This window comes from Pseudomonas sp. MWU13-2105, from assembly GCF_023242315.1.
Lineage (GTDB): Bacteria > Pseudomonadota > Gammaproteobacteria > Pseudomonadales > Pseudomonadaceae > Aquipseudomonas.
In genome coordinates this window covers 183,364-208,280 of record NZ_JALLIY010000003.1, presented here as the reverse complement: position 1 = coordinate 208,280, position 24,917 = coordinate 183,364, and the positions used below count along the sequence as shown (strand labels likewise).

General features: G+C 64.1%; 27 protein-coding genes. 13 read left to right on the top strand and 14 right to left on the bottom strand.

Translation table 11 applies throughout. The annotated features are described in order from the left end of the window. Positions 1-50 precede the first annotated feature (50 nt). From gspD to M5B96_RS05760, 6 genes are all read right to left on the bottom strand, one after another. Positions 51-2,444 (bottom strand): type II secretion system secretin GspD, encoded by a 2,394-nt coding sequence (gene gspD, locus M5B96_RS05785; RefSeq protein ID WP_248795722.1) that lies wholly within the window; start codon positions 2,442-2,444, stop codon positions 51-53. Then, positions 2,441-2,983 carry a type II secretion system protein GspM gene (gene gspM, locus M5B96_RS05780; RefSeq protein ID WP_248795720.1) on the bottom strand — a complete coding sequence of 181 codons (543 nt, stop codon included), beginning with the start codon at positions 2,981-2,983 and terminating at the stop codon, positions 2,441-2,443. Before gspM ends, gspD begins: the two co-directional genes overlap by 4 nt. Next, the gene (gspL, locus tag M5B96_RS05775; protein ID WP_248795718.1) at positions 2,976-4,133 is read right to left on the bottom strand and encodes a type II secretion system protein GspL; all 1,158 of its coding nucleotides are present in this window, start codon (positions 4,131-4,133) and stop codon (positions 2,976-2,978) included. The genes gspM and gspL overlap by 8 nt, the downstream gene beginning before the upstream one ends. Next, positions 4,130-5,113: a type II secretion system minor pseudopilin GspK gene (gspK, locus tag M5B96_RS05770; RefSeq protein WP_248795716.1), complete on the bottom strand. Its 984-nt coding sequence runs from the start codon at positions 5,111-5,113 to the stop codon at positions 4,130-4,132. Before gspK ends, gspL begins: the two co-directional genes overlap by 4 nt. Before the next feature lie 8 nt (positions 5,114-5,121). After that, positions 5,122-5,568 carry a type II secretion system major pseudopilin GspG gene (gspG, locus tag M5B96_RS05765; RefSeq protein ID WP_248795714.1) on the bottom strand — a complete coding sequence of 149 codons (447 nt, stop codon included), beginning with the start codon at positions 5,566-5,568 and terminating at the stop codon, positions 5,122-5,124. A gap of 121 nt (positions 5,569-5,689) precedes the next feature. Beyond that, positions 5,690-6,046 (bottom strand): hypothetical protein, encoded by a 357-nt coding sequence (locus M5B96_RS05760; RefSeq protein WP_248795712.1) that lies wholly within the window; start codon positions 6,044-6,046, stop codon positions 5,690-5,692. A 42-nt stretch (positions 6,047-6,088) separates the two neighbouring features. On the opposite strand from M5B96_RS05760, the gene hutH reads away from it, so the two are divergent. From hutH to gspI, 10 genes are all read left to right on the top strand, one after another. After that, a complete protein-coding gene (gene hutH / locus M5B96_RS05755; protein ID WP_248795710.1) occupies positions 6,089-7,618 on the top strand; it encodes a histidine ammonia-lyase in 1,530 nt (509 codons plus the stop codon). 58 nt (positions 7,619-7,676) lie between these two features. Then, entirely contained in the window at positions 7,677-8,882 is a 1,206-nt protein-coding gene (locus M5B96_RS05750; protein ID WP_248795708.1) for an alpha-hydroxy acid oxidase, read from the top strand. Then, positions 8,879-10,255 carry an FAD-binding oxidoreductase gene (locus M5B96_RS05745; RefSeq protein WP_248795706.1) on the top strand — a complete coding sequence of 459 codons (1,377 nt, stop codon included), beginning with the start codon at positions 8,879-8,881 and terminating at the stop codon, positions 10,253-10,255. Before M5B96_RS05750 ends, M5B96_RS05745 begins: the two co-directional genes overlap by 4 nt. A gap of 102 nt (positions 10,256-10,357) precedes the next feature. Next, the gene (locus tag M5B96_RS05740) at positions 10,358-11,194 is read left to right on the top strand and encodes a transporter substrate-binding domain-containing protein (protein WP_248795704.1); all 837 of its coding nucleotides are present in this window, start codon (positions 10,358-10,360) and stop codon (positions 11,192-11,194) included. Between the two features lie 73 nt (positions 11,195-11,267). Continuing rightward, positions 11,268-11,927 carry an amino acid ABC transporter permease gene (locus tag M5B96_RS05735; protein WP_248795703.1) on the top strand — a complete coding sequence of 220 codons (660 nt, stop codon included), beginning with the start codon at positions 11,268-11,270 and terminating at the stop codon, positions 11,925-11,927. Next, positions 11,924-12,595, top strand: a complete 672-nt coding sequence (locus M5B96_RS05730) for an amino acid ABC transporter permease (RefSeq protein ID WP_248795702.1) — start codon at positions 11,924-11,926, stop codon at positions 12,593-12,595. The genes M5B96_RS05735 and M5B96_RS05730 overlap by 4 nt, the downstream gene beginning before the upstream one ends. Before the next feature lie 89 nt (positions 12,596-12,684). Beyond that, positions 12,685-13,485 (top strand): amino acid ABC transporter ATP-binding protein, encoded by an 801-nt coding sequence (locus M5B96_RS05725; protein WP_248795891.1) that lies wholly within the window; start codon positions 12,685-12,687, stop codon positions 13,483-13,485. Continuing rightward, a complete protein-coding gene (gene hisC / locus M5B96_RS05720; RefSeq protein ID WP_248795701.1) occupies positions 13,482-14,615 on the top strand; it encodes a histidinol-phosphate transaminase in 1,134 nt (377 codons plus the stop codon). The genes M5B96_RS05725 and hisC overlap by 4 nt, the downstream gene beginning before the upstream one ends. A gap of 3 nt (positions 14,616-14,618) precedes the next feature. Continuing rightward, positions 14,619-15,356 carry a histidine utilization repressor gene (gene hutC / locus M5B96_RS05715; protein ID WP_248795699.1) on the top strand — a complete coding sequence of 246 codons (738 nt, stop codon included), beginning with the start codon at positions 14,619-14,621 and terminating at the stop codon, positions 15,354-15,356. Positions 15,357-15,496: 140 nt separating this feature from the next. Beyond that, positions 15,497-15,910, top strand: a complete 414-nt coding sequence (gene gspI / locus M5B96_RS05710; protein WP_318654826.1) for a type II secretion system minor pseudopilin GspI — start codon at positions 15,497-15,499, stop codon at positions 15,908-15,910. Here the strand turns inward: gspI and M5B96_RS05705 are convergent. Continuing rightward, positions 15,870-16,301, bottom strand: a complete 432-nt coding sequence (locus M5B96_RS05705) for a general secretion pathway protein GspC (protein ID WP_248795696.1) — start codon at positions 16,299-16,301, stop codon at positions 15,870-15,872. The two genes, gspI and M5B96_RS05705, sit on opposite strands and share 41 nt — an antisense overlap. Before the next feature lie 247 nt (positions 16,302-16,548). On the opposite strand from M5B96_RS05705, the gene M5B96_RS05700 reads away from it, so the two are divergent. Beyond that, positions 16,549-17,001, top strand: coding sequence for a GspH/FimT family pseudopilin (locus M5B96_RS05700; protein ID WP_248795694.1), 453 nt, complete (start codon positions 16,549-16,551; stop codon positions 16,999-17,001). Beyond that, positions 16,998-17,606 (top strand): prepilin-type N-terminal cleavage/methylation domain-containing protein, encoded by a 609-nt coding sequence (locus tag M5B96_RS05695; RefSeq protein WP_248795693.1) that lies wholly within the window; start codon positions 16,998-17,000, stop codon positions 17,604-17,606. Before M5B96_RS05700 ends, M5B96_RS05695 begins: the two co-directional genes overlap by 4 nt. A gap of 75 nt (positions 17,607-17,681) precedes the next feature. Here M5B96_RS05695 and M5B96_RS05690 read toward each other — a convergent pair whose 3' ends face one another. From M5B96_RS05690 to M5B96_RS05680, 3 genes are read right to left on the bottom strand one after another with little or no spacing between them, the layout of a single operon-like run. Continuing rightward, complete coding sequence (locus tag M5B96_RS05690; protein WP_248795692.1) at positions 17,682-18,632, bottom strand: FecR family protein; 951 nt, start codon at positions 18,630-18,632, stop codon at positions 17,682-17,684. Between the two features lie 34 nt (positions 18,633-18,666). Beyond that, complete coding sequence (locus tag M5B96_RS05685; protein ID WP_248795691.1) at positions 18,667-19,215, bottom strand: RNA polymerase sigma factor; 549 nt, start codon at positions 19,213-19,215, stop codon at positions 18,667-18,669. A gap of 5 nt (positions 19,216-19,220) precedes the next feature. Continuing rightward, complete coding sequence (locus tag M5B96_RS05680) at positions 19,221-19,973, bottom strand: TonB-dependent outer membrane receptor (protein ID WP_263859456.1); 753 nt, start codon at positions 19,971-19,973, stop codon at positions 19,221-19,223. A 126-nt stretch (positions 19,974-20,099) separates the two neighbouring features. On the opposite strand from M5B96_RS05680, the gene M5B96_RS05675 reads away from it, so the two are divergent. Further along, positions 20,100-20,423, top strand: coding sequence for a hypothetical protein (locus M5B96_RS05675; protein ID WP_248795689.1), 324 nt, complete (start codon positions 20,100-20,102; stop codon positions 20,421-20,423). Between the two features lie 200 nt (positions 20,424-20,623). On the opposite strand, the gene dctM is transcribed toward M5B96_RS05675, so the two are convergent. From dctM to M5B96_RS05655, 4 genes are all read right to left on the bottom strand, one after another. Beyond that, entirely contained in the window at positions 20,624-21,907 is a 1,284-nt protein-coding gene (gene dctM, locus M5B96_RS05670) for a C4-dicarboxylate TRAP transporter large permease protein DctM (RefSeq protein WP_248795688.1), read from the bottom strand. Further along, on the bottom strand, positions 21,907-22,557 hold the full coding sequence (locus M5B96_RS05665) for a TRAP transporter small permease (RefSeq protein ID WP_248795686.1): 651 nt from the start codon (positions 22,555-22,557) through the stop codon (positions 21,907-21,909). Before M5B96_RS05665 ends, dctM begins: the two co-directional genes overlap by 1 nt. Before the next feature lie 203 nt (positions 22,558-22,760). Continuing rightward, on the bottom strand, positions 22,761-23,747 hold the full coding sequence (locus tag M5B96_RS05660; protein ID WP_248795684.1) for a TRAP transporter substrate-binding protein: 987 nt from the start codon (positions 23,745-23,747) through the stop codon (positions 22,761-22,763). Positions 23,748-23,940: 193 nt separating this feature from the next. Then, positions 23,941-24,753, bottom strand: a complete 813-nt coding sequence (locus tag M5B96_RS05655) for an HpcH/HpaI aldolase/citrate lyase family protein (protein WP_248795682.1) — start codon at positions 24,751-24,753, stop codon at positions 23,941-23,943. Positions 24,754-24,917: the final 164 nt, after the last annotated feature.

Sequence of the window (24,917 nt, the reverse complement as noted above, 5' to 3'; positions counted from 1 at the left end):
CAACCGGCATTGTTTCAAGCCCGCTCGCGACAAGCGCCGCATCACCAGCGTCATGGCTGCGGCCTCTCATTAAGTGACACCGGCACCGCGCGAATCGCCGCCCGGGGCGTCTGCGGGGCCGACGGCGCGGAACCCGGGATCGCCTGGGCCGCGTTCGGCAACTGCGGCGCCTGCATGTCCGGCATGGCCCAACTGCGCTCCGGTTGCAGGCTGCCCTGGGCCCGGCGGATAAAGTCATAGCGGTTCAGGGTGATGCTCCGCCCCGCCGCACCATCGCGAATGATATAAGGCCGCAGGAACACCATCAGGTTGGTCTTGTTGGTCGCGCGGCGCTCATGACGAAACAGCGCGCCGATCCCGGGAATACTCGACAGAAAGGGCACGCCGTCATTGGTCTGGGTATAACCGTCCTGCAACAGGCCGCCGAGGACCATGATCTGGCCGTCATCCAGCAGGATGCTGGTGTCGATCGCGCGTTTGTTGGTCACCGTGCCGGCGGCCGCCGCCGAAGCGCGGTCGTCCACCGTGCTGACCTCCTGGTAGATATCCAGCTTGACCGTGCCGCCTTCGGAGATCTGTGGCCGTACATTGAGCTTGAGGCCGACCTCCTCGCGCTGGATGGTCTGGAACGGGTTGTTGCTCGAACTGCTGCCGTTGGTGACGTACTGGCCGCTGACAAAGGGAATGGTCTGGCCGACGAAGATGCTCGCCACCTCGTTGTCCAGGGTCAGCAGGTTCGGCGTCGACAGCACGTTGGAGCCGCCCTTGGTTTTCAAGGCCCGGGCCAGCACCTTGAGATCCATGACCTGACCGACACCGGGGATATTCACCGAGCCCTTGACCAAGCCGAGGCTCAACCCCTGGGGCAGTACATCAATACTGTTCTTCGCCGTGCTGAGCAGATTGGTGCCGCCCAGGTTGACGCCGCCGATCACACCATTGCCGGCCAGATTGCCGGCTTGCCATTGCACGCCGAATTCATTGGCATCGTCTTCGCTGACTTCGACGATCAGGCTTTCGATCACCACCTGGGCGCGGCGCTGGTCCAGTTGGTCGATGACTTCCCGCAGGTTGCGATACAGCGGGTCCGGCGCGCTGATCAGCAGGGTATTGGTGGTAGCGTCGGCCTGGATGGTCACTCCGCCCGCGGAAAACGCCACGCTTTGATCCGAACCCTGGGTGGCGGCGCCCGCCCGCGCGCCCTGGGCGCTGGAGGAGCCGCTGCTGGAGGTGCTCGTGCCGCTGCTCGAAGTGCTGCCGCCGCTCTGCGGGCTGGCCTGGCCGCTCTGGCTGCCGCTGTTGCTGTTCATCCCGCCATTACTGAGCATGGCCCGGGTCGGGTCGCCCTTGCCGTCAGCGCTGTCGCTTTCCCCGGTGAGCAGCCCGCGCAGGGCCTGGGCCAGCTTGCCGGCCTGGGCATTGCGCAGGTAGACCACGTGCAGGTTGCTCGGGTTGCTCTGGGCATTGTCCAGCTTGTAGATCAGCTCCCGGGCCAGCTGCGTGCGCTCCGGGCTGCCGGAGCGAATGATGATCGAGTTGGAGCGCGGGTCGCCGAGCACGACGATCTTCTGGGTCGGGTCATTGCCTGGGCTGTCCAGCAGTTCGGAGACCATGCTGGCGATATCGCTGGCAATGCCGTTCTGGATCGTCACCACATCGGTGTCGATGGCGCTGGGGGTGTCGATACTGGCGATCAGCGTGGCGACCCGGTCCAGGTTCTGCGCGTAATCGGTGATGACCACGGTGTTGTTGCCCGGGTAGGCATTGATCGGGTTGTTCGGCGAGACGATCGGCCGCAGTACCGGAATCAGGTTCACCGCGTTTTCATATTGCAGGCGGAAGGTCCGGGTCAGCATGCCGCCCTGGGCCGGCCGGTCGGCACTGTAGATCGGCCCGCCCAGCAGCTTGGCATCAGCTTCCGGCACCACCTGGCTGACCCCGCCGACATCCACCACGCTGAAGCCCTGCATGCGCAGCGCCGCCAGCAGCATGTCATAGGCGCGCTGGGCCGGGACCTCGCCTTCGGAAACCAGGGTCAGGGTGCCCTTGACCCGTGGGTCCACCAGGAACTGCTGTCCGGTGGAACGCGACAAGGCCCGGACCACCGCCTGGATATCGGCGTCGACGAAATTCAACTGCACCGGCTGGTTGCCCAACGGGCCGGGCGCCGGGCTGCCCTTGGCCGCCGCCCTGCCCGCCGCGGGATTGAGCGGCGCGCGTGGCTGGCGATGTTGCTGCTCCACCTGGGCCTGGAGCCGCTGCCGATCAGCCACGGCATCGCCGCTCTTGAGCGTCGAGGCCAGGGGCCGGCCCAACTCGCTTTCCACCAGCAACGGCGGCTGCACCGACGGCGGTGGCGTGCTGCAGGCGCTCAAGGCCATCAACAACCAGGGCGCCGCGGCCTGCCGACAACGCAAGGCCGATAAAGAACCTGACCACTTCATGAAGCTTCCTTAGCGCCAAGCGCCTGATCCATGCGAACGGTTCCGGACAGTTTGCCTGCCGTGCCATCGGGTTCGGTCGTGCCCTTGCGCTGCAAACGGGCCTCGACCACTTCCAGGGTAAATAAAGGTGGGTTGCCCAGCAGCCAGCCCACCAGGCCATCCGCCGGGGCGTCGTCGAAGGTCAGCAGCCAGCCTGCACCTACGCTTTGTAACTGGTAGTGCCCGGCCAGGCCGCCGGCGTCCAGGCTGCTACGCAACTCGCTCTCGACGCTCCCGGCGCTCGGGCCGGCCAACCCTTGCAACAGGCCGTCGAGGGTCTGTGCCTGGGTGCGCAACTTCGGGGTTTCCAGACGCCAGAAGTCGATCTTGCGCAACGGCGGCTGGATCAATACGAACCACACCAACAGGCCCGAGACGCCCAGCGCCATGCCCAGCAGCAGCTGCCGCTCACGCTGGGCCAGGCTCTGCCAATACAACCGGGCCTGGCTCGAAAACTGACGCCAGCGGTTTCGATAGCGGTTGATCAGGGCCTTATTCACTGTCGTTCTCCGCCAGCGGTTGCGGGCCGGTGGTTTTCAGGACCCAGCCGTCGGCAACCGCCGTCACCGCCACTCCGGCCTGGCTCAGGCTGAGTTGCCAGGCCTTGTCACGACCGCCGCCCGGCGTGCCCGGCAACGGGCTCAGGTGCAGTTCGCCGTGTTCGAAGGCCAACGCTTGCAGGTTGCCTACCATAAACGGCATGGCCAGACCGGCCTGCTGGACCAAGCGGGTGAAGCCGCTGTCGCCGGGCGCGCCGTTCGTGCGCAGGGCCAATTGCTGGCGGGCCTGTTGCAACGGATTGAGGATCAGCGGCAAGGCCGGGAAGGCCTGCTTTACCCGCTGGGTCATCCAGGCCTTGAGTTGCTGGCCCTGTTCCACCTGGCGGGCGGCGTAAAGGTTGAGGCCCACGGCCCAGATCGCCACCGCGAGCATCATGCAAGCGACTGCCCGCCCCCAACCGCCGGCGTTGCCGGACATCGGCTGGACCGCACCGTGCAATCCCCAATTCGGTGCTGTACCGGACCAGCCCTGATCTTCCGGCAGACTCTGGACCAGAGCGTTGTCCGGTGCCGCGGCACCGACCCAATGGACCACGCCACCGCTATTGAGCAGCTCCGTCAGTGCGACGTCGACGACCGGGTGAACCTGGGCCTGATCCTGGCTGCGGCGCATCAGAAGATGCTCGTCACACAGCGCCACCACCGGCGCCTGGCTGGCGTCCACCGGCAGACGGTAGGCCGCCGGATACAGGCCGCGCAATTTCAGCCCGGACTGGCGCAGCACGCTACCGAAACGCTCCACCAGCGCCCGTTGCAACCAGGCGACCTGAACCTGCCCTTCGGCATCCCGTGCCCCATGAACGATATGCATCGACTCGCAACCGCCAAGGATCAGAGCCTGGGCCGCGCAGCCCACCGCGGCCTGAATCCTCGCCGGCGGCAGGTTGGGTAATTCGATACTGGCCAACAGGCTGTCGCGCGGGTGCAGGTAACATTCCACGGCAGCCCCCTTGTGCGCCTGCCCCAACCGCGCCAGGCTGCTGCGCCCCTGGTCGGTCAGCCGGCCCTGGCGATCCAGCCAGGCAAACTCCAGCGGGCTGTCCAGGCTCAGTGTCTCCAGCGGCGGCAAGGCCAGGCGCAGCGTGCTCATACACCCACCCGCGACCAGATCACCTGGGGCATCCGCAGCTCCTGGCGGTACAACAACACCGCCAGGCTGACCCGCCGGCGGTCACTGCGTGAACGGGCATTGAGGCGGAACCAATCGCTGGTGATGCCGACCTTGATATCGCTGACCACCAGCTCGGGCATCTGCAGACGGTTGACGAAATCGCCGCGATTGATAAACCAGCGTCCGGCATCACGCTCGGCCACCAGGTTGCGCGCCCGCGCCAGCGACAACCTCGGCACCTGGGAGGCCAGCACTTCGGCGCTGGCGGTATTGCCGTTGACCCAGGTATTGGCCGGCAGGATGGTCACGTGGGGAGCCAGCAGCGCCAGCGCGGCGGCGTCTACACCCACCAGGGCCCCCAGGTCATCCAGGCTGTGCAACATCGGCCGGGTTGCGGGCAACGGCTTGAGCGCGGTCCCCGGCGAAGTCAGCCGACCGCTGTCGAAGCTGCCCTTGAGCGCTGGCGCGGTGGGCGCGTTATCCGGCAGCAGCGGGTAGGCGGCGGTGACCCGCTGGACGATCCGCTGGCCCACGGCAGGCTTGACCCCGATCGATTCGCACAACTGCTGGAAAGCCCGCACCTGCTCGGGATCGACCCGGTTGTCGCGGACCAGGTTGCGCAGGTTGAACTTGCCCTGCTCGTCCTCCAGGCGCCCGCTGAACTGCCCGCCACGCTCGCTCAGGCCGGCGGCGGACAGTGGCTGGGCCCAGGCCTGGTCGAGACGGGTCAGCGGGTCGTGCTGGCGCGCATCCCAGAGCAGTTGCCGGCTCAGTTCCAGGCCGCCGCGCAACAGCCAGGCACCCTGGACCCGCGCCTGCTCGGCCTCGAGGCTGCGGGTGAAGACGCTCTGGCGAGCGAGCATGCCGCCGGCGATCACCGCGACCACGGCGGCGATCAGCAAGGCGCTGATAATCGCCATGCCGCGTTGCCCGGCGGCGATCCGCGAAGGATTGGTCATGGCCCGGACTACAACTGCCAGGAGCCGATATCAGCGTCGGAGCCTTCACCGCCCGGCTTGCCGTCGGCGCCCAGGGAGAACACATCGACTTCGCCATTGGCCCCGGGGTTGAGGTACTGGTAAGGACGCCCCCAGGGATCGTTGGGCAGGCGTTCGAGGTAGGAACGCCAGGTGCTGTCCTTGGCGTTCGCCGGGCGTTCGGCCAGGACCTTCAGGCCCTGGTTCTGGTTCGGGTAGGTGCCGTGGTCGAGGCGATAGAGCTTGAGGGCCTGCATCAGGCTGCCGATGTCCTGCCGGGCAGCGGTGACCCGGGCCTGGTCGGGACGGTCGAGGACCTTGGGCACCACGATGGCCGCGAGGATCCCGAGAATGACCACCACCACCATGATCTCGATCAGCGTAAAGCCTTGCTGGGCGCCGATCCGCGAGCGGGAATTGATGTGTGCGATATCCATCTCGACATTCCTTGGCTTGATTCGATTTGCCGCGGATTGTTGCAAGAAGATATGTCACCGGTATTGAAAATCCTCGGGAGGAAATGCCTCCCATCCCGTCGCACCTTTCCAACGGCGGCGTTCAGCCTTCCGAAGTCAGGGCCACCGATCCGGGGGTGAAACCCAGCTGAGCTGTATATACAGCATAAAATCCCCAGGCCATCACCCACTTTTGCCTACCCGCAACACCTTGCACGCCAACGCGCCTCTTGATTGCCAGGAAATCCTTGACCCCGCGTAGCCCCACCAGCATTGGTTTCCATTCGCCCCAACAGTGGGCAGTGGGCGCGTTTTTGGTGCGACCTTTGGTGACACATTCTAGCTCCGGCGGACGCCGGTCTTTTCTGGCAATCGGCGGAAATCGGCTCTGCAACGCCACTCCCTGACTTGAATAGCGCTTTTGGCCCGCATATTGCTCATCCTGTATATACAGGAACATATAGCCACCTATTCCAGCCAACCTCCGCCTTAGGACACTGCCATGCCCGCACCTCTGCTGCTCAAGCCCGGTCAACTCACACTGGATCAACTGCGCGTCATCTATCAGCAGCAATGCACGATCGAACTCGACCCCGCCGCGCGTGAGAGCGTCGACGCCAGCACCCGCACGGTGAACGAGATCATCGCCAACCAACGTACGGTGTACGGGATCAACACCGGCTTCGGCCTGCTGGCCCGGACCTCGATTGCCACCGAGTCGCTGGCCAAGCTGCAACGCAACCTGCTGCTTTCCCACTGCACCGGTACCGGTCCGCTGCTCGATGATGCCAGCGTCGGCCTGATCATGGCGCTCAAGGTCGGCTCCCTGGCCCGGGGGTTTTCCGGGATCCGCTGGCAGGTGATTGAAGCGCTGGTCAAGCTCTATCACGCCAAGGTCTACCCATGCATCCCCTCCCAGGGATCGGTGGGCGCTTCAGGCGACCTGGCACCTTTGGCGCATATGTCCGCAGTGCTGATCGGCGTCGGTCGCGTACGCCATGAAGGACGGGAAATGGACGCCGTCGAAGGCCTGGCGATCGCCGGCCTGGAACCCATGGTGCTGGGCCCGAAGGAAGGCCTGGCGCTGATCAATGGCACCCAGGTGTCCACCGCGCTGGCGCTGCGCGGGCTGTTTGCCGCCGAGAAGCTGTTCAGCGCCGCCGTGGTGGCCGGCAGCCTGTGCGTGGAAGCCCTGAAAGGCTCGGACGTGCCCTTCGATCCACGTATCCAGGCCGTGCGCGGTCAACCCGGCCAGATCGACGTAGCCGAATTCTATCGTGAACTGCTGGCTGACAGCGAAATTCGCCGTTCGCATATCGACTGCGCACGGGTCCAGGACCCTTACTCGCTGCGCTGCCAGCCGCAGGTCATGGGCGCTTGCCTGGATCACCTGCGCTTTGCCGCCGGGGTGTTCCTGCGTGAATCCAACGCGGTTTCGGACAACCCATTGGTGTTCAGTGCCGATGGCGACGTGCTCTCGGGTGGCAACTTCCACGCCGAACCGGTGGCGATGGCCGCTGACGTCCTGGCCCTGGCGATTGCCGAAATCGGTGCGCTGTCCGAACGGCGCATCGCGCAACTGGTCGACCCGGCGCTCTCCGGTCTGCCGGCCTTTCTGGTACGCGAAGGCGGCCTGAACTCGGGCTTCATGATCGCCCAGGTAACCGCCGCCGCCCTGGCCTCGGAGAACAAGACCCTGGCCCACCCGGCCTCGGTCGACAGCCTGCCAACCTCGGCCAACCAGGAAGACCACGTATCGATGGCGACCTTTGCCGCCCGCCGTTTGCTCGATATGGCCGGCAACAGCAGCGCCGTGGTGGCCATCGAACTGCTCGGTGCCGCCCAGGGCGTCGACCTGCATGCGCCACTCAAGACCTCGGAAAAACTCTCTGAAGTCCTGGCGATGATTCGCCGCGAGGTCGCGCACTACGACGAAGACCGTTACTTTGCCCCCGATATCGCGGCGGCCAGGCGCTGGGTCGACTCCGCGGCCTTCGAGCGCTGGTTGCCCGCCACACGCTTGTACGCTTGATTGACACCAGGCTGGCGCAGCCCGGCTGCGCCGCTTTCATCACACCCTAGGGATTGCCATGCGTCGCTATTATTCAGGGCTGGATTTTCACCGGGCACAAAGCATTGCCGAACTGGCGGCCATGGCGCGGCAACGCCTGCCGCATTTCGCCTGGGAATACCTCGAGGGCGGAGCCGAGGAAGAGCAGACGTTGCGCCGTAATCGCCAGGCTTTCGCTGATATAGCCCTGCTGCCGCGCACCCTGGTGCCCTGCTCGGTGACGCAAACCCGGCGTTCTCTGCTCGGACAGGAGCTGCCGTTGCCCATGGCCATCGGCCCCACCGGCTACAACGCGATGCTATACCGCGATGCCGATATACATCTGGCCCGGGCCGCCACGGAGCGCGGCCTGCCCTTTACCTTGAGTACCGTGTCCACCAGTTCCCTGGAGCAACTGGTCACGGCGGTGCCCGAGGTCAATCTCTGGTTCCAGCTCTATTGCCTGCGAGATCCCGCTGTCGGCGAAGACCTGCTGCAACGAGCCGACGCGGTCGGTTGCCGGACCTTGCTGCTGACCAGCGATGCCGTGCTGCTGGGCAATCGCGAATGGGACCGGCGCAACTTCGTCCGGCCCCGGCAACTGAGCCTGCGCAACAAGCTCGACCTGCTCTGCCATCCGCGCTGGATGGGCCAGGCGTTGTGGCCACGGGGCCTGCCGAACCTGGGCAATATCGAGCGTTATCTGCCGCCCGGACAACGCACTATCGAAGGTGCCGCGCACTTTATCGGCAGCCAGATGGACACCGGCCTCGACTGGGACGCGCTGGCCCGGTTGCGCGAACGCTGGCCTCATCGGTTGCTGCTCAAAGGCCTGTTGCACCCGGCGGATGCCGAGAAAGCCGTGGCCTTGGGGCTCGACGGGCTGGTGGTGAGCAACCATGGCGGCCGGCAACTGGACGGGGTTCCCGCCAGCATCGACTGCCTGCCGGCAATTGCCGCCGTGGCCAAGGGCAAGCTCGCGTTGCTGCTCGACAGCGGCATCCGTCGCGGCAGCGACATTCTCAAAGCCTGTGCATTGGGCGCCGACGCGGTGTTGCTGGGGCGATCTACCCTGTATGGAGTCGCCGTCGGCGCACAGGCAGGTGCCGGCCATGCCCTCGACCTGCTGGCGCAAGAGCTGCGCCTGGCCCTGTCCTTGCTCGGCACTGCGAACCTGGACCGGCTTGATCGTCGTGCCCTGGTCACGACACCCCCAACCCTTTCTGACCGTGAGTTGAACCGATGAGCGATTTACCACAAACCCTCGAACTGCTGCGTCAGGCGCTGGGGCATGACGCCGTCGTCACCGGCGCCGATATCGGTCAGCGCCACTACAGCGACTGGACCGGCCATGCCCCGGCCTGTCCCGCCGCGCTGCTGTTACCAAGGACCACGGCGGATGTGGCGAATGCCTTGCGCATCTGCAATGGCGCCGGGCAATCGGTGGTTCCCCAGGGCGGCATGACCGGGCTCGCCGGCGGCGCCGTACCGCGGGCCGCGGATATCGCACTGTCCCTGGAACGCCTGCGCGGCATCGAAGAGATCGACCCGGCCGCCGCCACTATCAGCGTGCTGGCCGGCACCACGCTGGAGGAAATCCAGCAGGCGGCGCTCAACGCGGGTTTTATCTTCCCCCTGGACCTGGGCGCGCGCGGTTCCTGCCAGATCGGCGGCAATATCGCCACCAATGCCGGCGGTAATGCAGTGATTCGCTACGGCATGACCCGCGACCTGGTGCTCGGACTGGAAGTGGTCCTGGCCGATGGCCGGGTGCTCGACCTGCGCAACAAGATGATCAAGAACAACTGCGGTTATGACCTGAAACAGTGCTTTATCGGCAGCGAAGGCACCTTGGGCGTGATTACCCGCGCGGTCTTGAAGCTCGCGCCGCAACCGGGGCAGGCCAGCACCCTGCTCTGCGCCCTGCCCGACTACGCCAGCGCGGTCAGCCTGCTGCGGCGGATCCAGCGCGGTGTCGGCACGCCACAGGCCTACGAATTGATGTGGCAGGACTTCTTTCGCCTCGGCGTCAGCTGGCTGGAAAACGCCACGGCGCCGATCTCATTGGAACATCCGTTATATGTGCTGCTGGAGTCCGCCGGTTCCCGGGAACAGCTTGAGATAGCGCTGGAAGAGGCCCTCAATGCCGGCGAAGTGCTCGATGCGGTCCTCGCCAGCTCCCAGGCCCAGGCCCGAGGACTGTGGAAGATCCGCGAGGCGACCGGTGAGTTTCCCCTGCGCATGAGCCCATTGAACTTCGACGTCAGCCTGCCGATCGGCCTGATCGGCGACTTCGTCGAGCGCTGTCGCGCCCGCCTGGAACAGCGCTGGCCGGGCAATCACAGTGTGTATTTCGGCCACATCGGCGACAGCAACCTGCACCTGACCGTGGACTGCGCGTCCCTGCCCCAGCCCGCGCCGATCCTGGCCATCGAGGAACTGGTCTACAGCGCCGTCGGCGAACTCGGCGGCTCGGTGTCCGCCGAGCATGGCATCGGCCTGCTCAAGCGCGAGTTTCTCCATCACTCGGTGGGCCCCGAAGCCCTCGCGCTGATGCGCCAACTCAAGGACTGCTTCGACCCCAACGGCATTCTCAACCCGGGAAAAATTCTCGCTTGATGGCTGTATATACCGGAATGGCACGTTAACTGCTGTCGCCCACCTGAATCACCGCGGGAACACACACTCAACCTCGCTGCATCCCCCTGAAGGAGTGACACCATGCAACTCGATTCTCTATTCAGTAAACGCTTCAACGGCCTGTGCCTGGCGCTCACCCTGAGCGTCGCGTCCCTGGCGGCACATGCTGATCAACTGGCCGATGTCAAAAAAGCCGGTGAACTGGTGGTAGGTACCGAGCTGCAATTCGCGCCTTTCGATTTCACCGACAACGGCAAGCAGAAAGGCCTCAATTCCGAACTGTTCGAGCAGTTGGGCAAGGAACTGGGGGTCAAGGTGAAATTCCTCGACCTGCCGTGGCCCAGTGTATTGCCGGGGCTTGAAGCGAAGAAGTTCGACGTGGTCGCCGGCCCGATCATCGTGACCCAGGCCCGCAAAGAGCGTTACCACTTCATGCTGCCAATCGCCGAAGCCACCGTGGCCTTGATGATCGGCGCCAACGACAACAGCATCAGCAAGCCACAAGACATTGCCGGCAAGGCGGTCGGCGCCGGCAAAGGCTCGGCACAGCTCGAAGAACTGAAGACCTTCGCCGCCACGCTGCCGGAGAAAGTCACCATCCGCGAATATGTCGACAACAACCAGGCCTACGCCGACCTGGCGGCCAAGCGTATCGTCGCCGTCGCCAACTCGTTGCCGAACATCTCCTATGTCGCCGCCCAGCGCAGCAGTGCCTTCAAAGTGGTCCAGCCACCGTTCGGCAAGACCTCCTACTTCGCCTACCTGGGACGCAAGGATGACGACGCCAACAGCCTGATCGCCGCACTCGATGCCGCCCTGCTGAAAATGCATGCGGACGGGCGCCTGGCGGCCTTGCAGAAGAAATGGCTGGGTGCCGAGATGAATGTGCCGCAAGCCGACTTCACCCCAACCTGGTAAATCCGCCTGCCCATTGGAGGCCCTGATCGTCGGCCGAGCCTGGCCGGCGATCAACTGAGTTGGAGTCACCGCAATGTTCGATTGGCCTTTGTTTTTGCAGAACCTGCCGCTGTTGCTGACCAGCCTGCTGGTGACCCTGGAGGTCTCCACCGCGGCCCTGGTGATCGGTTTTTTCATCGGCATCCTGGTCGCCAGCCTGCGCCTGTCACCGCTGCCGTTGTTCAGGCGCCTGGGTGGCGGCTACATCTTCGTATTCCGCGGCATTCCGTTGCTGGTGCAATTGCTCTTTGTCTATTACTTCCTGCCACGGGTCGGCCTGCCCAATGTGTCGCCACTGACGGCGGCGATCATCAGCCTGTCGCTGTGTGCCGGGGCTTATATCGCCGAGATCCTCCGTGGTGGCTTCCTGGCCATTCCCGGCGGGCAGTTGGAAGCGGCCGGGCTGCTCGGCCTGAGCACCCGGCAGATGCTGATCCGCATCCGCGTGCCGCAGGCCGTGCGCCTGACTCTGCCGGCCCTGGTCAATGAAATGATCCTGCTGATCAAGGCGTCTTCGCTGGTCTCGGTGGTCGGTCTCGCCGACCTGACCCGTACCGCGCAGAACCTCGCGGCCAGCGATTACCTGTTCGTGCAGGACTACCTGATGCTGGCCGGTTTCTATTGCCTGATCAATATTCCACTGGCGTTCTGCGGCGGCCTGTTGGAACGGCGCATGAAGGAGCAACTGACATGATCTTCGACTACCGGGTCATTACCGAGCACCTCGACGATATCGCCCAGGGCTTCACGGTGACCCTCGGCACCTGGTCCGCCGGGGTGGTCCTGGGCTTGCTCCTCGGTTTGCTGATCGCCGTGGCGCAACTGTTCGGCAACAACCTGATTCGCGCGCCGCTCCGGGCATTTATCGAAGTGATCCGCAGCACGCCGTTCCTGGTCCAGCTGTTCCTGGTCTATTACGGCGGGCCGTCCTTCGGCCTCAGCCTCGACCCGGTTCCCGCCGGGATTCTCGGGCTGGGCATCTATGGCAGCGTGTACTTCGCGGAGATCTTCCGCACCGGCTTCGAGTCGGTGGCCCGTGGCCAACTGGAGGCGGCCGACTGCCTGGGCATCAGTCGCTGGCAATGCATCCTGCGCATCCAGCTGCCGCAGATGCTGGTGATCATCCTGCCGGCACTGGTCAACCTGGTGACCATCCTGTGCAAGGAAACCGCCGTGCTGTCGATCATCACCATTCCGGAACTGACCATGGTCATGACCGGTATCGGCTCGCAAACCTTCGCCTTCGTCGAAACCCTGCTGGTGCTGTGTATCGGCTACCTGCTGCTGGTGGAGTTCTGTTCACGCGTGGGCATGGTCCTGGAGACCCGGGTCGGCCGCTTCATGAGCAGGCAGCCGCAATGAACATCCTACAACGCCCCCTGCCACCCATTGTCCCGAAACAAGGTGACCCCATGAAGACTCCCGAACAACTCCCCGGCGACTCGCAGCCCATGGTGCGCCTGCACAATGTCGGCAAGAGCTTCGGCGCCCTGCGTGTGCTCAAGGGGATCGACCTGGAGGTCCGGCATTCCGAAGTGGTGTGCCTGATCGGTCCTTCCGGCTCGGGCAAAAGCACCCTGCTGCGCAGCATGGCCTTTCTCGAAGAATACGACGAAGGCGAGATCCATATCGAAGGCCAGTTGCTCGGCTATGTGGCGGACAACGGCAAGGGTCGTAAACGTGCCGCGCAAGCGCAGATCAATCAGGTCCGGCGCAATATCGGCATGGTCTTCCAGCAGTTCAACCTGTGGCCGCACATGACCGCCCTGGGCAATGTCAGCGAAGCCCTATTGCGGGTGCGCAAGCTGCCTGCCGCCGAAGCCCGCAAGCGCGCCCTGGCGATGCTCGACAAAGTCGGCCTGGCGCACAAGGCCGATGTCTACCCGATCCAGCTCTCCGGTGGTCAGCAGCAGCGCGTGGCGATTGCCCGGGCGCTGGCCATGGAGCCACACATCATGCTGTTCGACGAACCGACCTCGGCGCTCGACCCGGAACTGGTGGGCGAAGTCCTGCAGGTCATGAAGACCCTGGCCAAGGAAGGCATGACCATGGTGGTGGTCACCCACGAAATGGGTTTCGCCGCGCAGGTCGCCGATTCGGTGGTGTTCCTCGACCAGGGCCAGGTGGTGGCCCAGGGCACCCCGCAGCAAATCTTCCACAACACCGAACACCCGCGTCTGCAGCAATTCCTGCAGAACTATCTGGATCGCAATGCGTTCTGGCAAGACAACAAAGAGGCTTCCCCGGTATGAACGCTGCTGAACTGCAACTCCTCGCCCGTCCCCAGGTGCGCGACCTCGCCAGCTACAACGCCGGCCTCGGCACCGAAGCGGTGCGCAAACGTTTCGGGCTGACCCGGGTGGCCAAGCTGGGCAGCAACGAAAATCCCTTGGGGCCGGCGCCGGCGGTCGCCGCCGCCATGAACCAGGCCTGCGCCAGTATCGCGCTGTACCCGGACGCCAGTTGCCTGGAACTGCGCGCGGCCCTCAGCGCCAAGCTCGGCGTGCCGGGCAACCAGCTGGTGTTCGGCAATGGTTCCGAAGATTTGCTGAGCATCATCAGCCGGGTGTTCCTCGACCATGGCGATGAAGTGGTCACCGTAGTGCCCTCGTTCGGCCTGCACTTTATCTACCCTATCGCCGCCGGGGCCCGGGTAACGGGCGTACCGATGACCGATGAAGGCCGCTTCGACGTAGCGGCGATGATTCAGGCGCTGACCGCGAAAACCCGTCTGCTGATGTTTTCCTGCCCCTCCAATCCGGTCGGCTGCACCCTCGATGCCGACGAGTTGCAACGCCTGTTGGCGGCGCTTCCGGCCCAGTGCCTGCTGGTCTTCGACGAGGCCTATTACGAGTACGCGCAATTCGAGGAGGGCTATCCCGATTGCCTCGGCCTGATCCAGGCCAGCGGCAAGCCGTTCATCCTCCTGCGGACCTTCTCCAAGGCCTATTCCCTGGCCGGCTTGCGGATCGGCTACGGCATCGTCAGCGACCCCATGCTGGCCGACCTGATCGACCGTCTGCGCACGCCGTTCAATATCAACCGCGTGGCCCAGGCCGCGGCGATTGCCGCCCTGGCGGACGAAGAGCACCTGCAAGCCACCCTCGCCCACGTGGCCCATGAGCGTCGGCATATGGTGATTGCCTTGCACAACCTGGGCCTGGACACCGCGCCGTCGCTGGCCAACTTTCTTTTCTTCAGCACGCCCTATCCGGCTGAAACCATCAACCAGGCCTTATTGGGCAAAGGCGTTATCGTCAAACCCTGGCGTGAAGACGGCTACACGGAGTACTTGCGTGTCTCCATTGGTAGCTGTGAGGATAACGACCTTTTTCTCAAGGCCTTGGCAAGTGTGCTTGCCGCTCAAAAAAATGCGGACTGAATCATGATCAAAAATGCACCGCAAGCCCTCTATCGGCGCGCGAAGGACTTTGTGCAAGACAAGCTGCGCAGCGGCGAATGGAAGCCTGGTGACTTGATCCCCTCGGAAAATCGCCTGGTGCAAGAACTGGGCATTTCGCGCATGACCGTCAACCGGGCCTTGCGCGAGCTGACGGAAGAAGGTCATCTGTTGCGGATCTCCGGCGTCGGCACCTTCGTCGCTGAAAGCAAGCCGCAATCGAACCTGCTGCGCATCACCAATATCGCCGACGAAATCATCGCCCGCGGGCATAGTTACTCTTGCCGCGTGCTGCATCTGGGGCGCGAGGCGGCCTCGATGCCGGTGGCCGCCGCCCTGGCGCTGCCCACCGGCTCGTCGGTGTTTCACCTGATCTGCGTGCACAGCGAAGAAGGCGTGCCGGTGCAATTCGAGGATCGCTACGTCAATCCCGAACTGGTGCCGGAGTTCCTGCAACAGGACTTCGGTGAACAACTGCAACCGGCGCGCTACCTGTTGCAGGTCATTCGTCCCGATGAAATGGAGCATATCGTCGAAGCCGGTCACCCCAGCAGCGACGAAAGCAAGCATATGCAGATCGATGCCCTGGAGCCGTGCCTGATCCTGGTACGGCGGACCTGGAGCCAGAACAAGATCGTCACCTATGTGCGCCTGACCCACCCTTCATCGCGTTATCGCCTCGGCAGCCGCCTGCCGGTGACGGGGGCGCACAGGGACAGTTAAGAGCAGGCCTGCCGCAGGCTGTATATGAGTCAACGGCAAGATCGCGGTAAACAGTGCGCAAAAGCTCGGGAGCTTTGGTCAGCAGGCGGTCAAACAAGCCCTCTAGTCTGAAGCCTGGATTCCCCTCTCGAGTTCACTTGATGCCCCGTCCACGGCAAGGCGGCTTCACCCTGATCGAAGTGCTGGTGGCGCTGACGATCATCGCCGTCGCGCTGTCCGCCGCGGTGCGCATGGCCGGGGTGATGACCCAGAGCAACGGGCTGTTGCGGGACAAATCCATCGCCTTGCTGGCGGCCCAGAGCCGTCTGGCGGAGTTGCGCCTGGAAGGACGCCTGCCCGTCGGGCGCAAGTCCTTCGAGTGCGATCAGGGCCGGCTGATGTTGCGCTGCGAGCAGATGATCGGCGCGTTCGGCGGCGGCTTGTTCAAGGTCGATATCCTGGTCCTGGACCGCAGCCACGAGGCGCCGCCCCTGGCCCAGCTGGAAACGCTGCTGGGCCCGCCCGAGACCACGCTCAAGGGCGTGTCAGCCGCGGCAGGAACGGCGCAGCGCTGAGGCGAGTCACGTTCAGTTGGAGCTTTTCCGTACCCCGTTCGACCACAATGCCCTCGGGCTCGATGGCCAACAGGCGCACACCCTGGCTCAGGCTCTCGCCGGCGAGGAAGCTGCGCGGCGGGCCGTCGTTGAGACTGAGGATCGCCACCGCCCCATGCGCGCCGGCCATGACCCCGGAGACCTTGATATCGAGCATCGCCGGCTGGTTGGAAAACCAGTGCAGCGCGGGGTTGTCGCTGCGGCTGCCGACGGCTTGCGGCGAACCTTCGGGTAACAGCGACGGCGTCGGTTTGAGCAGCAGGCTGGACCAGCTCAGCGCGCCGGCCAGGGCGGCGAACAAGGCCAGCGCCTGGACCAGCTGTGGCGGAGAGAAACGGTGAGTCCATTGCATGCTTGAGGTCCTTCTCGACAGTGATCCGAAATAGAGGCTGCGCCGCGGATCCCTGCAGGAGCTGGCTTGCCAGCGATGCCGATGTATCAGGCGACAACACTGTCGCGCATGAATTCGCATCGCCAGCAAACCGGTGCCCACAGAAACGCGTTTGCATCAGACTACTCGTCAATTCTCACGTTTTTATTTCACACGCCCATCATCTTCGCGGCGCAGCATGCATCAAATCCCAAGGAGCCCTTGTCGAATGGATGTCGTGCGCCCCCAAGCCGGTTTCACCCTGATCGAACTGATGGTGGTGCTGGTGATCATCGGTATCGCCAGTGCGGCCATCGGCCTGAGTATCAAGCCGGACCCGCTGCACCTGCTGCGCAAGGACGCCGAGACCCTGGCCCAGGCCCTGCAGGTGGCCCAGGCCGAAGTCCAGGCCGATGGCCGGCCGATTCGCTGGCTGAGCGACAGCAAGGGTTATCGCTTCAGCCGCGGCGATGACCAGGGCGGCGCCGAGCAATTCGCCCAGGACCCGCAACTGCGTCCCCGGGCCTGGCAGAGCACGCCGATGCAAGTGCGCATCGACCCGGGCAAAAGCCTGCTGCTGACCGCCGAATGGATCGGCGCGCCATTGCGCCTGTCGCTCTCCGACGGCCAGCACAGCATCAGCGTGCTGCGCAGCGCCACCGGTGAGGTCAAGGTGCAATGAAACGCCAGGCTGGCTTTACCCTGATCGAAGTGATGGTAGCGATCATGCTGATGGCGATTGTCAGCGTGATCGCCTGGCGCGGACTGGACGGCGTCAACCGCGCCGACGAACACCTCAAGGCCAGCGCCGGACAGACCCGCGAACTGCTCGCCGCGCTGGGGCAACTGGAGCGCGATGTGGCCTTGCGCGCCGGCATCGAACTGGTCGAGCCGGTGGTAGTGGATGTCGAACACCAGCCGCCGCCCGCGCCGGCGGCCCTGAGCGTGCGCAGCGCCGAGCGCAAGGGTTTCCGCCTGGAGCTGATCCGCGCCGCGCCGCAGCAGGACGGCGCCCTGCAACGGGTGCGTTGGTGGTTGCAGGGCAGCACCCTGTATCGGGCCGTGGGGCCGGCGCGCACGCAATTCCCGTTGCCGGCGGCCAAGGATGGCGTGGCAGTGCTGGGTCAGGTGCGGGAAATGGACTTGCGGGTCTGGCAGCCGGGCAAAGGCTGGCGCAACCTGGGCGGTAATCATCAGGACAATCCCCAGGGCCTGGAAATTACCCTGGTACGCGATACGCCCCAGGGGCCGGAGCGTTACCGACAAGTGCTAGGTCCCCTGGAATAGCGATACCTGGGCTCCCACAGGGGCTGCTCCGACAAGGACCGAGGCAACACGCTATCTACAATCGACAACCCGGAATCAGCTGAGCAACACCACGCCCCCCGGCAACTCGGTGCACTTGGCCCCGTAGGCATCGCGGATCAACAACGCCACGCCGGCCAACTGATCGAGGCTGAAGCGCGCCTGGACCTTGCGCTTGCCCAATTCGGCATTGAGCAGTACCAGCATGCCCGGGCGATAGCGGTTGATCTCGTCGATCACCGAAGCCAGGGTCGCGTCGTTGAACACCAGCATCTTGTTGCGCCAGGCGATCACGTTCGCGGCATCGACCGTTTGCGGTTCGCCGGTATGCTGGGCGTCATAGCTCAGTTGCCGACCGCTTTCCAGACGAAAACTGCGCCCCTGCACCTGCACCGTCAACAAGCCCTCGATACAGGTCACGCAAACGCTGCGATCGATATGCCGCAAGTTGAAACGCGCCTGCTCGGCATGCAGCCAACCAGCTCCGGCCTGGACGCTGATCGACTCGCGCGAACGCGTCACCACCTCCACTTCACCGCTGACCAGCTCGATCTGCGCGCCGCCACCCGCCGAGGACAGGCGATTGATCCGGGTCTGGGTGTTGAGTTCCAGGCGGACGTCATCGCTCAGATCGATGCGCCGTTGCTCGCCGACTTCGGTGACGTAATCGGCACCCAGCCCGGAAAAACCGCCCGGTATCGTTTCACGGATCAGGAAAAAGGCCGCCGATGCGGCAATGGCGCCGCCCAGAAAGGCCCGGCGACCGAACTGGCGTGAACGAGGCGGATGCTGCAATTGCAAGGCCGCCGGCTTCAGCGACTGCCACATCGACTTGCTGCGTTCGAACGCCCGGGCGTGCTCCGGACTCTGCGCGCACCACTGGCGCAAGGCCCGGGCGTCGCCGACAGTGGCCCGTCCCGAGGTCAGGAGTATCAGCCAATCCTGGGCTTCGCTGTGCAGTCGAGCGGTCTCGCCGGCCCGGGAATCAGTGATGGAAGTCGTGTTCAAGCGCGCAAATACTCAAGAAAATTTTGCTGGTCTATTACCTAGACGGTTTTCCCGCACCGGGACCGAACCGCTGAATCACTTTTCTTTCAAGGCGCGCCGCACAATGCCCGAGGGCGGCCTTCAACTCCTTCTCGACCATCCGCGTGGAAATCCCGAAACGCTGGGATATTTCCAGGTGTGGCGCCTCCTCCAGGCGCGCGGCGATAAAAATCCGTCGGCGCCGCGGCGGTAATTCATACAGGGCACTGAGCAGCAACTGGATCTCCTTCTGCCCGCCCACGACGCGCTCCGGGTCCTGGGCTTCGTCGCTGACTTGCAGCAATTCCTCGATTTCCTCGCCGGTGAGCAGGCGGGCGTCAGCCTGGCGGCGATCGGCGGCGATATTCAACGCCATGCGATACAGGTAGGCATTGGGCTGGGTGAGATTGAGCGGCGCCTCCATGCGATCGACCCGCAGGTAGGTTTCGTGCAGGACGTCGTTGGCCAGGTCCTCGGAACCCAGGCGCCGGCGCAAACGCGCCTTGAAGTCGTCATAGGAGGTCAGGAACAACCGGACCATCGGACTGTGCCCGAGATTTTTCATACCTCTCAGGCTCCTTCCCGCTCTGTGCATTCCATGCTGCTTCCTGCTGAATTCGGCGTTATTAGAAGGGTTATCGGCTGATGCAGCGAGGTCGGGGCTGGACGCCGAACCCGTACGCTGCTCAAGCGTGCCACCAGCGCCCCATCGCGCTGAATATCTCCAGTGGAACTGACCAGGCGGCTGTACTGGACTTCGCCGGAACGCCCGATCCACACCTGCAATACCGCCCGGTAAGTCCCCGGCCGGGTCAGTGGCAGCGCGCACAAGGCCTGCTCGATCGCCACCTGAATCGCCCGGGCGTAACTGCTCGCCATGGCTCTCGCGGCCGGCCCCTCGGCCTCCTTGCCCGCCGGACGCTCACTGACTTGCGCCACTTGCAGGGTGAAGGCATCGGCCCGGGCGTAACGCGCCATCAGGCCACTGCCGGTAAGCAACAGCCCCAGGGCTTCGCCGGCCCGATAGCGGCCCTGCACGGCAAAAGAACGCCGCGCGCGGGTCAGCTCACGGTCCACCAGCACCGCCATGCCGGTCAGGCGGCTGAAGGTGTCCAGCGCGCCGGCCAGGTCCTGGGCGGCAATGTCCAGGTCCAGGCGCGCCTCGGGATCGAGCTGCACCGGCTCCGCCGCCAGGCACGACAAACTCCCGCCCAGCAGCCAGCCGGCCAGCAGCAGGCCCGCCAAGGGAAAGCGAAAGAACGACAGATGCACCGCCACGGATCGAAGTCCCTGCACAGCTGACGTGTTCCTTGAAATCGTCATCCTGAGGGCTGTTTATGAACCTGATGTTACGTTCACTGCAAAAAAACCATCACCCGGTGGCCAATGGCGTTGATCTAGACTAAAGGACCAGAGTAACCCCTCTTCCAGGGTCGCCAGGAGGCTTCAATGAAATGCCCTTCAATCCTCGCCGCGTTGTTGTTCGCGCTATCGGGCTCTGCGCTGGCCGCTGAGCCAACAGCACAACCGGTCGGTTGCATCGACGTCAGTGTCGGCGGCTACAAGGCCCCGGACTACAACTGCCTGAGCCAGCAGATGAGCGACCCGGAGCAGACCCAGGCGCGACGGCAAAACCAGCAGGCGCTGAACCCCGACATCACCAGGAAAGCCCCCAACAAGCTGGGCCTGGCGACCCCGGCAGCCACCCACGTGCGCATGGGCAATACCTTCGGCACCTCGGTGACGGCGCAAAGGCCCGTAGCAGGCCAGTGACATCCGCGTCCGCCGCTGCGATTCGCAGCCGGGTGCAGTCCTGTGGCGAGCGGGCTTGCCCGCGTTCGGCTGCGAAGCAGTGGTAAAACCTGGGATTGCATTCTACCTGACACAATGAATCAGCTGATTTCAGGGGCGCTTAGCGCCCCAACGCGGGCAAGCCCGCTCACCACAAAATCGCGCTCGACTTCAAATCTGCATCAAGGCATCCCCAACCAGTGCGGCAGCGTCAACGAGATCATCGGCACATAGGTCACCAGGATCAGGAACGCCAGCAGGATCATCAACCACGGCAACGCCGCGCGGATGGTCTGCCCCAGAGTCAGCCCGGTCACCGCCGAAGTCACGAACAGGTTCAGCCCCACCGGTGGGTGCACCAGGCCGATTTCCATGTTCACCACCATGACAATGCCCAGGTGAATCGGATCGATGCCCAGCTTCACCGCAATTGGGAAGAAGATCGGTGCCAGGATCAGCACAATCGCCGAGGGTTCCATGAAACTACCGGCCACCAGCAGTACCACGTTGACCATCATCAGGAAGCCGATCGGCGTCAGCCCCTCGGACACCACCCAATTGGTGATCTGCTGCGGGATCTGCTCGGTGGTCAGCACATGGGCGAACAGGATCGCGTTGGCGATGATGAACATCAGCATGATCGCCAGCCGCCCCGAATCCATCAGCACCTTCGGGCAATCGCGCAGCTTCATGTCCTTGTAGATGAACAAGGCGACGAATGCCGAATAGACCGCCGCCACCGCCGCCGCTTCGGTCGGGGTGAACAGGCCGCTGTAGATCCCGCCCAGGATGATCACCAGCAACAGCAGGCCCCAGAACGCCCGGCGCGCCGCCGTCAACCACTCGCGAAAGGTCGCCCGAGGCTGCGCCGGGAGCTTCTTGATCCGCGCGACGATATAGATCGCCACCATCAGCATCAGGCCCAGCAACAGCCCGGGGATCACCCCGGCCATGAACAGCTTGCCCACTGAGGTTTCCGTGGCCGCCGAGTACACCACCATGACAATCGAAGGTGGAATCAGGATGCCCAGGGTCCCGGCGTTGCAGATGATCCCGGCACCGAATTCCTTCGGATAACCCGAGCGGACCATACCCGCCACCGCGATGGAGCCTACCGCCGCCACAGTTGCCGGCGAAGAGCCGGACAAGGCGGCGAACAACATGCAGGCCAGTACGGCGGCAATCGCCAGGCCGCCACGAATATGCCCAACACAGGCATTGGCGAAATCGATCAGGCGCTTGGCCACGCCGCCGGTGGTCATGAAAGCCCCCGACAACAGGAAGAACGGAATTGCCAGGAAGGTGTAGGCATCCGAGGTTTCGAACAGCTTGATCGCCAGGGAACTGACCGAGTCCTGGCTGAAGATCAGGATCGACACCGCGCCGGACAGGCCCAGGGAGATGGCGATGGGCACGCCGAGAAACATAAAGGTGAACAACAATAGAAACAGACAGAGAACGGCCATCAGTGCTGCTCCTTGTGTTCGCTCGCCAGCTTGCTCGCTTCGCCGGCTTCATCGGCCAGGCCCAGCCCGGCCTGGCGACGGGTGAAAATGCGGTAGAAGATTTCCAGGTAGCGGATCAGCACCAGGGCAAAGCCCACCGGCACGATCAGCACGATGTAGCCGACCTTGATCCCGTACTGGTCGAGGTCCTCGGCACCGATCCCGGCACCGATCCCGGCACTGAGCACCGCACCCAGCCACTTGTAGCTGGCCACCATGAACAGCCCGGCATAGGCCAGGCAGCAGGTACAGGCGAGCATCGCCAGGTAGCGTTGCACCGGACGTGGCGTCAGCTTGACCAGGGCATCGACCCCGAGGTGGCCGGCGGTGCGCACGCCGTAGGAGATCCCGAAGAAGATCAGCCAGCCGAACATGGCCTTGGTCAGGGCCACGCTCCAGGTCATGTCCTGGGCCACGGTCATGGTGGCGTCGCCGAGGCTGTTGAAGAAACGACTGCTCCAGGCCCAGCGGTCGGCCAGGTTGAAGAACAGCGTGTAGATGTTGTTGGCCATCACATAGACAAAGGTCACCAGCGTCATGGCCGCCAGCAGGAAGGCGATAAAGCCTTCCTCGAAATGTTCCCAGATGCGCCGCAACGGTTGCGTTTGCATGGACAGGACTCCGCGAGAGGAAAAAGGAGGCACCGGGGTGTGAGCCACGATACCGATCAATCAGGTCTGGACACGATCACATCTGCAGGAGCCGGCTTGCCCGCGAAGAGGCCCGCGCGCCTTGCATCGCTTATCCGGGCGCCATCGCCGGCAATCGAGCGTCGACCTGCGCTCCTACAGGTGTTCGCTGTTCGCAACCACCATCAGGGCTGGTTGGACTTGTCCGCCGCGTCAATCAGGTCGGCGCCGATATCACCCTCGAACTTCTTCCACACCGGCTTCATCGCCTCACGCCATTGCCCGCGCTCTTGCGGGTTAAGCGCGATGACTTCGCTGGTCCTGGCGTCGACGATCTTCTGCTTGGCGCTCTGGTTCAGGGCTTCGGCCTGCTTGTTCACTTCGACGGTGACTTCGGCCATGATTTTTTCCAGCTCGCCACGGATATCCGGCGGCAGGCCATCCCAGAACTTGCTGTTGGTGATCACCATGTAGTCGATCAGGCCGTGGTTGGACTCGGTGAAGTACTTCTGCACCTCATTGACCTTCTGGCTTTCATAGTTCGACCAGGTGTTCTCGGTGCCATTGACGGTGCCGGTCTGCAAGCCCTGGTAAACCTCGGCGAAGCTCATCTTCCGTGGATTGGCGCGAATCGCCTTGAACTGCTCCTCCAGCACGCTGGAAGCCTGGACGCGGAATTTCAGGCCACGGGCATCGCCCGGGACATGCAGGGCCTTGTTCGCGGAAATCTGTTTCAGGCCGTTGTGCCAATAGGCCAGGCCGAGAATGCCCTTGCCCTGCATCGCCGTCAGCAATGCCTTGCCCTGGGCCGCCTGGAAGCGGTCGACGGCAGCCATGTCGTTGAACAGGAACGGCAGGTCGTAGATCTGGATCTGCTTGGTGTACTGCTCGAACTTGGCCAGGGACGGCGCCAGCATCTGCACATCACCGAGCAGCAGGGCTTCCATTTCCTTGCCATCGCCGAACAGCGACGAGTTGGGATAGACCTCGACCTTGACCCGGCCCGGCAGGCGTTCTTCGGCAAGCTTCTTGAACAACAGCGCGCCCTGGCCCTTGGGCGTATTTTCCGCGACAACGTGGGCGAACTTGATCACGATGGGCTCGGCCGCCTGCGCCAGGCCGGCGGTGAGCAAGGTGGCGGCGCAGAACAGCGCCCGGGTCAACTTGAACATGTAAGTCACCTTCTTATTGTTGTGTTGTAGGCAGGTTGCCTAAAGCCACGCGTATAGAGAATTTCGAATTCTGAGTACCTGCGTTCGGCCCAGATGAACGCGCCATTAACCCTGGGTTGATTACCGAAGGTTGAGGGCGACGAAGCATCCGATTACCGGGCCGGGAGCGGCCTGTCACCCCCGCGCTTGTGCCCTACCCCAGTGCCAGCAAGCGCCGGGCCCGCAACAACACCGGCGCGTCGACCATCTGCCCGTCGACCTGATAGGCCCCGGCGCCAGCGCTGCCGGCGTCCACCACGCGCCGGGCCCAGGCCAGGTCTGCGGCGCTCGGCGCCAGGGCGGCGTGGATCACCGGCACCTGCCGGGGATGGATGCACAGCGCGCCGGCAAAGCCCATTTCATAGGCATGGCGGATCGAGCGGCGCAGCCCCTCGGGGTCGTCGATGGCCGGATGTACGCCGTCCAGTGGCGCGACCAGGCCAGCGACGCGCGAATGCACGATCAGCGCCAGGCGGGCCTGGTCGAGGGCGAACTGCGCGGCGTCCGAACCGCTGCTCAGATTGAGGTCCAGGGCCAGGTCCAGGCCACCGAAGGACAGGCGCTCGACGCCAGGGGCGCCGGCGATTTCAGCCAGGTTCAACAGGCCCCGGGCACTTTCGATGATCGGCCAGACCGGTTTGCCGGTCGCCGCCACGGCGCCGACCTGAGTCGCGTTCTCGACCTTGGGCAGCAGCACGCCGCTGACACCGGGGTGTTGTTTGCAGAACCCCAGGTCGGCGCTGTGCTCGACGTGGTCCGGGGCATTGACGCGGACCAGGACCCGGGCCTGGGGATTGGCGCTGAGAAACTGTCCGAGGTGGTCGCGGGCGGCTCGCTTGAGCGGTTCTTCGACGGCATCTTCGAAGTCGACAATCACGGCATCGGCGCCGCTGGCCAGGGCCTTGGCGAAACGCTCGGGACGGCTGCCGGGCACGAAGAGCGCGGAGCGGGCAATGGATGAGGACATGCTGTGTTCCTTGTTTTAATTCATATCAACCGGTTGGCAATAAACCTGTGGCGAGGGGGCTTGCCCCCGTTGGGCTGCGAAGCGGCCCTAAGATCAGCGACTTCATTGTGTCAGGCAGAACCTAGTCGCAGGTTTCAGGGCTGCTTCGCAATCCAGGGCGGCGA